Source organism: Congregibacter sp., assembly GCF_965660375.1.
Taxonomy (GTDB): Bacteria; Pseudomonadota; Gammaproteobacteria; order Pseudomonadales; family Halieaceae; genus Congregibacter.
Genome location: NZ_CBFHZO010000021.1, coordinates 1 through 12605, shown reverse-complemented (window position 1 = coordinate 12605; position 12605 = coordinate 1). Strand labels below are relative to the sequence as shown.

14 protein-coding genes are annotated in these 12605 nt (G+C 60.1%); 3 read left to right on the top strand and 11 right to left on the bottom strand.

Annotated elements, in window-relative coordinates:
* Positions 1–641, bottom strand: a 641-nt coding sequence (gene crp, locus ACTG3T_RS01980; RefSeq protein ID WP_439100587.1) for a cAMP-activated global transcriptional regulator CRP, incomplete at its 3' end; no start/stop codon positions are given.
* A gap of 130 nt (positions 642–771) precedes the next feature.
* Here crp and ACTG3T_RS01975 point away from each other — a divergent pair.
* Complete coding sequence (locus ACTG3T_RS01975) at positions 772–1200, top strand: OsmC family protein (RefSeq protein ID WP_439100586.1); 429 nt, start codon at positions 772–774, stop codon at positions 1198–1200.
* A 42-nt stretch (positions 1201–1242) separates the two neighbouring features.
* On the opposite strand, the gene coq7 is transcribed toward ACTG3T_RS01975, so the two are convergent.
* The 10 genes from coq7 to ACTG3T_RS01925 all read right to left on the bottom strand — a co-directional run bounded on the left by coq7 (position 1243) and on the right by ACTG3T_RS01925 (position 11423).
* Positions 1243–1884, bottom strand: coding sequence for a 2-polyprenyl-3-methyl-6-methoxy-1,4-benzoquinone monooxygenase (coq7, locus tag ACTG3T_RS01970; RefSeq protein ID WP_439100585.1), 642 nt, complete (start codon positions 1882–1884; stop codon positions 1243–1245).
* Between the two features lie 15 nt (positions 1885–1899).
* The gene (purD, locus tag ACTG3T_RS01965) at positions 1900–3201 is read right to left on the bottom strand and encodes a phosphoribosylamine--glycine ligase (RefSeq protein ID WP_439100584.1); all 1302 of its coding nucleotides are present in this window, start codon (positions 3199–3201) and stop codon (positions 1900–1902) included.
* Between the two features lie 35 nt (positions 3202–3236).
* Positions 3237–4829, bottom strand: coding sequence for a bifunctional phosphoribosylaminoimidazolecarboxamide formyltransferase/IMP cyclohydrolase (purH, locus tag ACTG3T_RS01960; RefSeq protein ID WP_439100583.1), 1593 nt, complete (start codon positions 4827–4829; stop codon positions 3237–3239).
* Positions 4826–5185, bottom strand: coding sequence for a DNA-binding transcriptional regulator Fis (gene fis / locus ACTG3T_RS01955; protein ID WP_439100582.1), 360 nt, complete (start codon positions 5183–5185; stop codon positions 4826–4828). Before fis ends, purH begins: the two co-directional genes overlap by 4 nt.
* Positions 5182–6165 carry a tRNA dihydrouridine synthase DusB gene (gene dusB / locus ACTG3T_RS01950; protein ID WP_439100581.1) on the bottom strand — a complete coding sequence of 328 codons (984 nt, stop codon included), beginning with the start codon at positions 6163–6165 and terminating at the stop codon, positions 5182–5184. The genes fis and dusB overlap by 4 nt, the downstream gene beginning before the upstream one ends.
* A gap of 116 nt (positions 6166–6281) precedes the next feature.
* Positions 6282–7166: a 50S ribosomal protein L11 methyltransferase gene (gene prmA / locus ACTG3T_RS01945; protein ID WP_439100580.1), complete on the bottom strand. Its 885-nt coding sequence runs from the start codon at positions 7164–7166 to the stop codon at positions 6282–6284.
* Between the two features lie 4 nt (positions 7167–7170).
* Entirely contained in the window at positions 7171–8514 is a 1344-nt protein-coding gene (gene accC, locus ACTG3T_RS01940) for an acetyl-CoA carboxylase biotin carboxylase subunit (protein WP_439100579.1), read from the bottom strand.
* A 19-nt stretch (positions 8515–8533) separates the two neighbouring features.
* Entirely contained in the window at positions 8534–9010 is a 477-nt protein-coding gene (gene accB / locus ACTG3T_RS01935) for an acetyl-CoA carboxylase biotin carboxyl carrier protein (RefSeq protein WP_439100578.1), read from the bottom strand.
* 3 nt (positions 9011–9013) lie between these two features.
* The gene (aroQ, locus tag ACTG3T_RS01930; protein ID WP_439100577.1) at positions 9014–9478 is read right to left on the bottom strand and encodes a type II 3-dehydroquinate dehydratase; all 465 of its coding nucleotides are present in this window, start codon (positions 9476–9478) and stop codon (positions 9014–9016) included.
* Positions 9479–9599: 121 nt separating this feature from the next.
* A complete protein-coding gene (locus ACTG3T_RS01925) occupies positions 9600–11423 on the bottom strand; it encodes a protein-disulfide reductase DsbD family protein (protein ID WP_439100576.1) in 1824 nt (607 codons plus the stop codon).
* A gap of 194 nt (positions 11424–11617) precedes the next feature.
* Here ACTG3T_RS01925 and ACTG3T_RS01920 point away from each other — a divergent pair, with 194 nt between their 5' ends.
* A complete protein-coding gene (locus tag ACTG3T_RS01920) occupies positions 11618–12097 on the top strand; it encodes a copper chaperone PCu(A)C (RefSeq protein ID WP_439100575.1) in 480 nt (159 codons plus the stop codon).
* A gap of 17 nt (positions 12098–12114) precedes the next feature.
* A partial coding sequence (locus ACTG3T_RS01915; RefSeq protein WP_439100574.1) for a DUF2333 family protein occupies positions 12115–12605 on the top strand: 491 nt, incomplete at its 3' end.

Below are 12605 nucleotides of genomic sequence, written 5' to 3'. Positions count from 1 at the left end.
TGACTGGCGTAGACCACAATGGTTTTGCCAGAGACGTTAACCAAACCCTCCTGCTCCAGGGTCTTTAGTACCCGGCCGGCCATTTCCCGAGAACAGCCGGCGATTTTGCCCAGCTCCTGGCGGGTAATCTTGATCTGCATGCCCTCGGGGTGGGTCATGGCATCCGGCTGCTTGGACAGGTCGATGAGCGTGTGGGCGATGCGCCCTGATACATCCACAAAAGCCAGGTTCTTCAGTTTGAAGGTGGTCTTTCGCAGGCGATTGGACATCTGCGCGGCAATGCCGAAGAGGATGTCTGGGAATTGCGCTTTGATCTTGATAAACCGTTCGTAGGAAATTTCAGCGATTTTGCTGGCTTCCCGGGTGACAACTTCAGCGCTGCTGGCTTCGTCCTCCTCCCCGAACAACCCCATTTCGCCAAAGAAGTCCCCGAGGTTAAGGTAGCTCACGACCATCTTGTGGTCTTTATCCCGCTCGTCCTCCACCATGACTGATACAGAGCCATCGAGGATGAGATACAGCTTGGCGCTCTGCTCTCCTTCGCGAAGGATGGTTTTGCCCTTCCCGTAATCCTTGGTTTCACAAAATCGCAGGAAGTCTTCCACGTTGGGTATGGCTTGCAATAGTTGTGGACGGAGCATGAAGTTACCCTTACATTTTTTGTGGGCAGAGTGTACCTCGGGATGCACCTTTGGCAAATCCCGGGTTGTCCGGTTCTCGGGAGAGTCTGTGCTACATTCGCGCCCTCTTCGAAACGCATGAGACTTGGAAATGGAAACTACGGTTAAGTGGATGGACGGTGCAATGTTTGTGGGAGAGTCCGGTTCCGGACATTCCGTTGTCATGGACGGTCCGGAGGATCTTGGGGGGCGCAACCTCGGGCCGCGACCCATGGAAATGCTGCTGTTGGGCACCGGTGGCTGCGCCATGTATGACGTAATGAGCATGCTGCAGAAGTCGCGCCAGGATGTGCGTGATTGTCGTGTGGAGATGCAGGCAGAGCGGGCCGACGCGGTACCCGCGGTATTCACCAAATTAAATATGCACTTTGTCGTGAGCGGTACCGGTCTGAAGGAAAGCCACGTAAAGCGCGCAGTAGAACTGTCTGCAGAAAAGTATTGCTCCGCATCCATCATGTTGGGCGCAGCAGGTGTGGAGTTAACCCATAGTTACGAAGTGGTCGATAGCGAGGCTGGCTAGCTCGTAGCTATAAGGCTGAACCGCAATCGTACATATAATGTTTTAAATGTAATAACTGCTGCGGGTCATGACCTGGGAAAGGGCGGTCATGGCGTTCTTTACCGGCCGTGGGAAGTTCTGGCCGCCGGCGGCCAGCGCGTTTTCACCATGACGTTCTTCGTCTTCGAGCATCTGCTGCAGAATCAACCGGGAGCGACGGTCATCTTCCGGTAGCTGTCGCAGGTGGTCCTTTAGATGCGCGCAGACCCGCTCTTCGGTGGCGGCAACAAATCCCAGACTGACCGCATCACCGACGGCCCCTGCGAGGGCACCAATGGCAAAAGACAGGCCGTACCACGCGGGGTTCAAGACACTGGGTCGACTGTTGAGCTGTCTGAGCCGCTCCTCGCACCACACGAGATGATCCACTTCTTCTGCCGCCGCTTCGCGCATGTCATCGCGCACGGTGGGGAGCTTTGCGGTGAGCGCCTGGCCCTGATAAAGCGCCTGGGCGCAGACTTCCCCCGTATGATTCACACGCATGAGCGAGGCGACATGTTTCTGGCTGCTGTCGTCAAGCTCCGATTCACTGTGCCCTCGCGCCGGCGAGGGTCGCCCAGCCGTGTTGCCGCGGCTGGTGAGGGTGCGCATGACCGTATCGGCCTCACTGATGAGCCTGTCCAGAGGTGTCAGACGACGAGTCACAGGAGGAGTCTCATGTTATCCATGCTCCGAATGATAGCGGTCGATGGCTCGCCAACCAATATCTTTGCGGAGCGTCATATCCTCCCAGGTGATGTTTGCCGCCGCGTCGTAGCAGCGTGTCCGCGCGTCAGCGATGTTCTCTCCCAATGCGGTTACACAAAGCACCCGGCCACCGCTGGTGCACACCTCGCCCGTGTTCGAATCCAGCGTCGTGCCCGCATGAAACACCTTGCAGTCCGTTCCCTCGGCACGGTTCAATCCCGCAATGGGCAGGCCCTTGGCGTAGCTGCCGGGGTAGCCCCCGGCTGCGAGTACCACGCCCATGGCGGGGCGGATGTCCCAGCGGGCCTCTTCACGATCCAGTGTGCCGTCAATAGCTGCCTCACAGAGGCGGTCAAGATCACTGCGTAAGCGCATCATGATGGGCTGGGTTTCCGGATCGCCAAAGCGGCAATTGAATTCGATGACCTTCGGTGCGCCGTCTTCGCTGATCATCAGTCCCGCGTATAAAAAGCCCACATAGCGGTTACCTTCAGCGGCCATGCCGCGCACCGTGGGCATGATGACTTCATCCATGACCCGTTGGTGTACCGCTTCGGTCACTACCGGTGCCGGTGAGTAGGCACCCATGCCGCCGGTGTTCAGGCCTGTGTCGCCTTCACCGATGCGCTTATGGTCCTGGCTGCTTGCCATCGGAAGAACGGTCTCGCCGTCACTGATGACAATAAAGCTTGCTTCTTCTCCCGCCAGAAATTCTTCGATGACAACGCGACAGCCCGCATCGCCGAAGGCGTTACCCGACAGCATATCGGTGACTGCCGCTTCAGCCTGATCGAGAGTGTCTGCAACGATGACGCCCTTGCCTGCGGCGAGGCCATCGGCTTTAACTACGATGGGCGCCCTTTGACTGCGAAGATAAGCTAGGGCGGGCTCCACCTCGGTGAACGTGGCATAAGTGGCCGTAGGAATGTTGTGCCGCGCCAGAAAATCCTTGCTGAAGGCCTTGGAGCCCTCCAGCTGTGCCGCGCCGGCCCGAGGTCCGAAGCAGCGTAAGCCCTGCTCCTCAAAGTAGTCAACCACGCCGGCCACGAGAGGTACTTCCGGACCCACTACCGTAAGTCCCACCTGCTGCTCCCTGGCAAAATTGCTCAGCGCTGCGAAGTTCACCAGATCCAGGGCGACGTTCTGCACCTTCGGCTCCGTCGCGGTTCCGGCATTCCCGGGCACCACAAACACCTGAGTGACACCGGCCGACTGCGCCAGTTTCCAGGCCAGGGCATGTTCCCGGCCTCCGCTGCCCAAAACCATTACGTTCATAAGCGCTGTGCTCTGCTTCGTTAAAAGAGTGCCGATTAGTGGCGAAAGTGCCGCACACCGGTGAACACCATCGCCATATCGTGCTGGTCCGCGGCGGCGATGACTTCCTCATCACGCATGGATCCCCCGGGCTGTATCACAGCGCTGATCCCCGCTGCCGCGGCGTTGTCGATGCCGTCGCGGAAGGGGAAAAACGCATCCGATGCCATGACCGATCCGGGCACCTTGAGTCCCGCATGTTCCGCTTTAATCACTGCGATACGCGCTGAGTTGACGCGGCTCATCTGGCCGGCGCCCACGCCAACGGTTTGCTCGTCGCTGGCATAAACAATGGCGTTGGACTTGACGTACTTGGCGACTTTCCAGGCAAACAGCAGATCGCGGGCCTGCTCCTCCGTAGGAAGCCGCTTGCTCACTACCCTGAGGTCATCCGGGTTGATGACGACACCGTCGCGATCCTGCACTAGCAGCCCGCCTGCGACCCGTTTGTAGTCCAGCCCGGCTACGGGCTCCAAGAGGGAGCCGGTGGTCATTACCCGGACGTTTTTCTTGTCCGTCAGCACCTTGGCAGCAGCATCACTGATAGATGGTGCAATGATGACCTCAACGAACTGCCGTTCGATGATGAGTGCTGCGGTGGCACGGTCAACTTCGCGGTTAAAGGCAATGATGCCGCCAAAGGCCGACTCGGGGTCCGTGGCGTAGGCACGCTCGTAGGCACCTAGCGTGTCGTCCCCCGTGGCTACGCCGCAGGGGTTTGCGTGTTTGACGATGACACAGGCCGGTTCGGCGAATTGGCGCACACAGTCCAGCGCCGCGTCGGTATCGGCGATGTTGTTGTAGGAAAGGGCTTTGCCCTGCACCTGCGTTGAGGTGGCCAGAGAGGGGCCGCTGATGTGGCGTTCGCGATAAAAGGCAGCGCCCTGGTGGGGGTTCTCGCCGTAGCGCAGATCCTGCACCTTATGAAACTGGAGGTTCAGGGTGCGACCGTGGGGCTGCGGCTCATCATCCAGGCGTGCCCCCAGGTAGTTGGCGATGGCGCCGTCATAGGCAGCAGTGTGCTCAAAGGCTCGCACTGCGAGGTCCCGGCGGAGGGTGGCGGGTACGCAGCCGTCGTTATCGCGCATGGCCGAAAGTACCCGCGCATAGTCCTCGGCGCGGGTGACGCAGCTCACCCAGGCGTGATTCTTCGCGGCAGCGCGAAGCATACCGGGACCACCAATGTCGATATTCTCGATGGCGGTTTCGAGGCTGCAGCCAGGATCAGCAACCGTGGCTTCAAAGGGATAGAGGTTGACGATCACCATGTCAATGGCATCAATGCCGTGCTCGGCCATGGCGGCATCGTCCTCTCCGCGACGCCCCAGAATGCCGCCGTGAATTTTGGGATGCAGGGTCTTGACCCGCCCGTCCATCATTTCTGGAAAGCCGGTGTGCTCCGCCACTTCGGTGACCGCCAGGCCTGCTTCACTGAGCATGCGGTAGGTGCCGCCCGTGGAGAGCAGGGCAACGTCCATGCCGGCCAGCGCGGAGGCAAATTCGACGATACCCGTTTTGTCCGACACGCTGATGAGGGCGCGGCGCACGGGGTAATGATCGGTGTTGGTGCTGGCGTTGTTGACGCTCACAATGCGGGTCCTCGGTTGTCGATGGCGTATTGCTTTAGTTTTTTGCGGAGGGTTCCGCGGTTGAGTCCCAGCATCGCGGATGCTCGGCTCTGGTTTTGCCGGGTGTATTCCATCACCGCTTTGAGCAGCGGCGCCTCCACTTCCGACAGCACAAGGCTGTAAAAGTCCGTGCTCATCTCGCCGTCCATCTCATCGAGATAACGGCGGACAAAAAGATCCACGGCTTCCCGAAGGGAGGCCACGGTAGCCGCCTCACTGGTCTGGGTGAGTTCAAAAAGCGTGCTGCTGACCGCGGGAAACGAATCGTCAGTGCTTTTTTCTCTTGTGCTTTCAGCCAGAGATTCGGCCTTACTCATGCAGCGAGGTCCTGTTTGTCTATCTGATGGAACAGCGTGTCGAGAAAGAGGAGCTGATCTGTCGCTTCCTCAAGTCGATTGAATGCGCGTTTTTCTTCCTGTAGTTGCGGATGCCCATCCAGATACCAGCCAATATGTTTCCGGGCGATGCGTGAGCCTGCAAAGTTGCCGTAAAAGCGGTGCAGCTCTGCGAGGTGTTCACGCATCACGGCGTACTGGGTCGCCAGGTCGGGCGCCGGCGAAGAGGGGCCAGCGATGGCATGAGCAATTATCCCGGGAAGCCAGGGTGCCCCCTGCACCGCGCGTCCCACCATGACGCCCGCAGCGCCGGTATGGGCAAGCACGGCTTTGGCATCACGCGCGCTGGCGATATCACCATTTGCCAGTACGGGAATATCCACGCTCTTGACGATGCGCGCGGTGGTGTCGTGCTCCACGGCCCCTTTAAAAGCACAGGCTCGGGTACGGCCATGGACCGCAAGGAGCGCTATTCCCGCGTCTTCCGCGATGCGGGCGATGCTCGGCCCGTTGCGGTGCAAAGGGTCGGCTCCCGTGCGAATTTTCAGCGTTACCGGCACAGCAACAGCGCTGACCACCGCGCGGAGGATCTCTGCCACCAGGGGTTCGTCGGCAAGGAGCGCGGAGCCCGCGGCCTTGCGGCAGACTTTTTTCGCCGGGCAGCCCATATTGATATCGATGATCTGGGCGCCATGGGCCACGTTGTAGCGTGCCGCTTCCGCCATGAGGAGCGGGTCGTTACCCACGATCTGCACCGAGCGGGGATTGATTTCGAGATCGTGGCTGCGGCGCTGCTGGCTTTTTCGGGACTCTCTCAGGCGCGGATCGCTATGCACCATCTCTCCCACCAGCAATCCTGCACCAAAGCGGGCGCAGAGGCGTCGGAAGGGGAGATCGGTGACCCCTGCCATGGGCGCAAGGGCCACGGAATTGGCAGTTGTATGGGGGCCGATGGAAAGCATGGAAGGGGTTGGCGCGGCTCCGTAGGGGGGCTGTCTCAGAGGACGCGCAATACTACGTGAGCGGGGCCTGGCAAAAAAGGCTTTACGCTTAAAAAGTGCTCATTTTTTGATCAAGGTTAGTCCAGTGTGCCGCCGAGACAGACCCATTCGGCCTGCTGCTGTAAGACCGACAGCTTCAGCCGGGGTGAATAGTGTTCGATCAGCGCATCGGCCTGGGTGTCGAGCAGTCCGGCGAGGATCAGTTGCCCGCCCGGCGCTAAAAAGTCGCAAAGCTCCCGGGACAACGCCGCCAGAGGGCCCGCCAGTATGTTGGCCAGTACCAGATCCGTGACGCCCTGCCAGTGGGCCCGGTCGAAGTCTCCCGGCAGTGCAATAGTCAGCTGATTATGATCGATCCCGTTTCGCTGGGCATTGTCCGCCGTGGCGATGAGCGCCTGGGGGTCGTTATCTACGGCCAGCAGCTGTGCGGCGCCCAGACGCAGGGCGGCGATGCCCAGGATGCCCGAGCCGCAACCGAAGTCCACCACGCGCGCGCCCTCAAGAGACATGCCGTCCAGAGCCGTGAGACACATGGCAGTGGTGGGGTGCGTCCCTGTTCCAAAGGCCAGGCCCGGATCCAACAGCAGATTAACCGCCTCGGGCTCAGGGGGCTCTTTCCAGCTGGGGCAAATCCACACCCGCTCCCCGAATCGCATGGGCTCGTAGTGCTGCATCCACTCCCGCTCCCAGTCCTTGTCTTCGAGGATTTCGACACGAGCAGAAGCCGCAGAGTCGAGGGGCTTCAGCGAGGCAAGCACCCCGCCCATATCCGTATCCGCCGTAAAGAGACCGGTGATACGAATCGCCCGCCACAGGGGCGTTGCACCGACGGCGGGCTCCAGAAGAGGCTCGTCTTCGCGATCCTCCAGGGTGACGGAAAGCGCGCCCGCGGTGAGCAGAGCCTCTTCCAGGGTCTCGGCATTTTCTTTGCCGCAGTCCAGTCGTAGCTGCAGCCAGCTCATGCCGTTAGCCGTCTTCGAGCTTGCTTTCGAGGTAATGAATACTCACGCCGCCGGCCATAAACGAAGCATCCCGCACCAGTTCCCGGTGAAGCTGGGTGTTGGTGCTGATACCTTCGATCACCAACTCGTCGAGTGCCTGGCGCATACGTGCCATGGCCTGGTCGCGGCCCTCTCCGTAGCTGATCACCTTCGCGATCAGGGAGTCGTAAAACGGTGGCACGGTGTATCCGTCGTAGATATGCGAATCCACCCGGACACCGGGGCCGCCGGGTGCGTGGAAGGTGGTAATGCGGCCGGGTGACGGCATGAACGTCTGGGGATCCTCGGCGTTGATACGGCACTCGATGGCATGGCCGGTGAACGTCACCTGATCCTGAGAGACGGACAGAGGCAGGTCGCTGGCAACACGCAACTGCTCCCGCACGATATCCACGCCGGTGATCAGTTCACTGACCGGATGCTCTACCTGTACCCGCGTGTTCATTTCGATGAAATAGAAACCGCCGTCCTCGTAGAGGAATTCAAAAGTACCGGCACCGCGATAGCCGATCTCGTTGCAGGCCTTTACACAGGCCGCCGCGCATTCTTCCCGGGCCACGGGGTCGATCTCCGGTGCGGGGGCCTCCTCGATCACCTTTTGATGGCGACGCTGCAAAGAGCAGTCCCGGTCACCAAGGTGAATGGTGTTTCCTTTACCGTCGGATATAACCTGTATCTCTACGTGACGAGGCCGCTGAAGATACTTCTCCATGTACACGACGTCTGAACCAAAGGCCGCAGCGGCCTCGCTCTTGGTAATCTGCACCGAGTTCACCAGCGCAGCCTCGTTATGCACTACGCGCATGCCGCGACCCCCACCGCCGGCGGCGGCTTTGATGATCACCGGGTAGCCCACCTGGCGCCCGATCTCGATCATTTCCTCGGGATCGTCCGGAAGCGGTCCGTCGGAGCCCGGTACCGTGGGTACGTTGGCGGCTTTCATGGCGTCCTTGGCGGACACCTTGTCGCCCATAAGGCGAATGGTTTCGGAGCGCGGGCCGATAAAGATGAAGCCCGATTGCTCCACCTGCTCGGCAAAGTCCGCGTTTTCCGCCAGGAAGCCGTAGCCCGGATGAATGGCATCGGCATTGCTCACCTCGGCGGCGGAGATAATGGCTGGCGCATGAAGATAGCTCTGCGCCGCTCCCGCGGGACCTATGCAGATAGCTTCGTCGGCGAGGCGAACGTGCATGAGGTCGGCGTCGGCTTTGGAGTAGACAGCGACCGTTTGAATTCCCATGGCCTTGCAGGCGCGCAGGATCCGCAGCGCAATTTCGCCGCGGTTAGCGATAAGCACTTTTTCCAGCATGTTGTGAGTACCCGCCTGTTTAAACGATGGAGAACAGTGGCTGGTCAAACTCCACCGGTTCACCGCTGTTGGCCAGCACGGCTTCGATAGTGCCGGAGACTTCCGCCTCGATCTGATTCATCATTTTCATGGCCTCCACGATGCACAGCACGTCACCCGCCTGTACGGTCTTGCCCACTTCCACAAAGGGCGCCGATGAAGGCGATGGTGAGCGGTAAAAAGTGCCCACCATGGGAGATTTGACGACGGTACCATTGGTTGCTGGCGCCTCATCCGCAGCGGGTGCGGGGGCTGCAGACTGCGGCGCAGCAGGCGCTGCGGGGGCGCTTGCCGCAGGCGCTGCCGCCGGTGGATAGTTGTAATGGGGCGCTGGGGCGGGAGCGCCACTGATGCCGCGGCTGATACGCACGGATTCTTCGCCCTCTTTGATTTCGATTTCACCAATGCCGGACTCCTCCAGCAGTTCGATCAGCTTTTTAACCTTGCGAATATCCATGATTCAGTCTCTGGCAGCTTCGGGGGAATGTGTATTCAGATGTTGTAATGCGAACTCGAGGGCCGCTTCGTAGCCGAGTGCTCCCAGGCCGCAGATCACGCCCGTGGCGAGATCAGAAAAATAGGAGTGGTGTCTGAAGGGCTCGCGGGCATGCACATTGGAAAGATGTACTTCGACAAAGGGCAGCTGTGTCGCGGCGAGGGCGTCCCGAAGCGCAACGCTGGTATGCGTAAAGGCTGCAGGGTTGATGATCACGAATTCCGTGCCAGCGCCGCGCGCTGTCTGCACTGCGTCGATGAGCTCCGCTTCCGCGTTGCTTTGCAGAGAGTCCAGAGAGCAGGAGGCAGCGTCCGCCAGGACCTGGAGTCGCTCGTTGATGCTTTGCAGCGTTGCGGCGCCGTAGATTGCTGGCTCACGCTCTCCCAGCATGTTCAGGTTGGGGCCGTGCAGGACTAAAACTCGGGCCATGAATCGCTCAGACACTATTGTTTGGGCAGAGTGTTGCTCAAAAAGCAGCGCTTGTCCAGAAAAGCGGGCGTTTTGTCGAAGTTGCCGGCGTTTTTGCCGAAATTAGCTGCCGATTTGAGCCCTAGGGGGCGTTCACTGCAGCTACCGACAGCCCTGTGACGTCTTCCAGCGCCGTCAGCACTGTTTTTGTGCGCAGGAGCTGCGGGAGCACCCTCGGCGTTTGTGTCCCGCTGTACAGCACGTAGAGCGGGATGCCGCTGCGATCGTGACTGGCGACGAAGTCGGCGATGACCGGATCGTAGTCGGTCCAGTCTGCAATCATGTAGGTAACCCCTGATTTGCGGAAAGCCTCCTGCACCCGCGAGGTCAGCAGTACCGCGCGCTCATTAGCAAGGCAGGTGATGCACCAATCGGCCGTCACATCGACAAACACGGGTTTACCGTCAGCAATGAGGTCGCTCAGCGCGGCGGGACTGTAGGCTACGGTGCCTTCGGGTAATGTTGTGCCCTGGTCTAGCTGCGCCGGACGCCAGCTTGCGAATACCACGGCCAGGACAATGCAGGCGACAGCGGTGCCCTTGGCAAAAAGAGCGCCCCGCCAGAGCCATAGCCCGAGAGCGATAAGTAAAGCGCCCAGGAGGGTTGCAGCCATAACATCGATGCTGGTTTGCCGACCGGCAACCCAGAAAAGCCAGAGGGCCGTCGCATAGAGGGGAAATGCCAGGGCCTCCTTGAGTCTTTCCATCCACGGGCCGGGACGCGGCAGCAGATGTCTCGCTGTTGAGCTGTAGGACAGCAGCAGCATGGGTGCGGCCATACCGGCCCCCAGGGCGGCAAAGACGGTAAGACCCTGCGCGGGAGGCTGTACCAGGGCGTAACCCAAAGCGGTGCCCATAAACGGTGCCGTGCACGGGCTTGCGACCACCACCGCCAGCACGCCGGTGAAGAAGCTTCCACTGGCGCCGCCCTGTGCTGCGAGATCGCTCCCAAGATTCATAAAGCGATTGCCCAGTTGGATAACACCACTGAGGGCGAGCCCCATGACCACAAAAAGATAGGCCAGAGCAATAACAAAACCCGGTGACTGCAGTTGAAAACCCCAGCCGATGGCCTGGCCGGCGCCTCTCAGACCCAGAAGAATACCCGCGACGACGAGGAAGCTCAGGACGACACCCGCACTGTACAGCCAGCCGTGATGCTTTTGCTCCTCTGCGGGTGCTGAAGCGAACCCCAGTACTTTGAGCGACAGAATGGGAAGTACGCAGGGCATTAAATTGAGAATGAGGCCGCCTCCAAAAGCCAGCAGCATCATGAAAAGAAGTCCTTGAGTCGGGGCGCCGCCGCGGTTGGTCGTCGGTGTGCTCGCAGTTGCCCTGGCCGGCGTGACGCTGATTTCCTCCAGGGAGCCACCGTCGCTCATGGAGAATTGCTGGGTGCGCGGCGGGTAACAGAGTCCCGCATCGGCGCAGCCCTGGGAGGTGACGCGGAGCTGCCCGTTGGCCACGGACCCGGGCAGCGCAAGCTCCATATCCACATTGTCGTAATACACCTGCACCAGGCCGAAGAACTCGTCCTCGCGCTCAAGCGCGGGAGGAAATGTCGCGTCCAGCTCTTCGCTCACGCCATCTTTAACAAATTCAAAGCGAAAAGCGTGTTGGTACAGGTAGTAACCGGCCGGCATCTGCCAAATCAGACGAACTGTATCGGGACCGGTGACCTCCACTGCGAGGGGGTAGGCTTCCTCCACGGGCAGAAATTCCGGCTGGGTGAACGGGGAACCCAGGGATGCGCCGAGCGCAGTGTTTTCAAGGGAGCCCGATTGTGCCAGGGCCGGCCCTGGGGTCAGCGAGCCGAAGGCCAGCAAAAGTGCGGCAAAAAGTCCCGAAGCGAAGCGCAGTCGTCGGGTGAGCGCTCCTGCACGGTCTGTTACTGATCTGTGAAACATAAACGAACCCTGGTGGCTTGCTGTCTATTGTACCGTGGTCACGCCCTCTCGACGCGGCGTCTGTTTTTCGCGCCTGACCGCATGTTGTTAAACTAGATGATTGTCATCGTTATTGCGGACAGGAGGTCGAGTACAGGGCCCGGTGCAAGTCTGAGACGCGGTGAGTGTTTACTCCCAACAGGACGGTTTGGTTCATGATTGATGTGAGAGTTCCACTGTTTGTGCTTTTTTCTGCCATGGGCAGCAGCGGCGTTGCCGAGACGCTTGAGTTGTCCGGTGCGTGGGTTCGGGCAATGCCGCCGGGACAGAAAATGACCGCGGTTTACATGGAGCTTCGCAACCCCGAAGCTTCCGCGGTCTCCATCATCGGGGCCAGCTCCCCACTGGGCAGTGCGAGCCTCCATGAAACTCGCGTCGCAGAAGGCCGTTCGACCATGAGGGCCGTGGATACCTTGAGTGTGGAAGGGGGGGATATTGTTCACCTTGAGCCTGGGGGGCTGCACATTATGTTGATGGGTCTCAAGAGCACGCCGGTCGAGGGCGATAGCGTGCCCATCTGTCTGCAGACCAGCAAAGGCGATGTCTGTGCCGATGCTGCAGTGCGCCGCACGGCGCCCGGTACCGCCAATGCTCGCGGAACCCATGATGGCAAAAACAGCCACGACCACCACTAAACAATCGGATCAAGGCAATGACTGACGAAACGACCACAGGGTCTGATGTGTCCAAACTGAGCCTGGCACGGCGAGTGCGCAACTTCGCTGATGACTATCTGCCTCAGGGTCGCTGGTTGTCCATCGCGCTCGCTGGATCCGCGGTTTACCTGATCCTCGTGGTGATCCTGGGCATGTACTGGAGCATGACACCCGCGCAATTTGATGTGATGGAGCAGGCCCGTGGCTACGACAGCGGTGCCGAGCCGCTGGTCACCGGTGCCGTCACGACCTCGGCGCTCCTTGGGGTGGTCGATACCATGCTGTCAAAGCCCGGTGGTTATTTGCACAACGACCGCTTTCCCCCCGGCGTATACCTCGACAATATTCCCAGTTGGGAGTACGGCGCGCTTATTCAGTCTCGGGACCTGGTGCGGGCGATGCGTGAGTTCTTTTCCCGGTCCCAATCCCAGTCAAAAGAGGATCCCGATCTCTCGAAGGCAGAGCCGCTCCTGAACTTCCAGTCCAC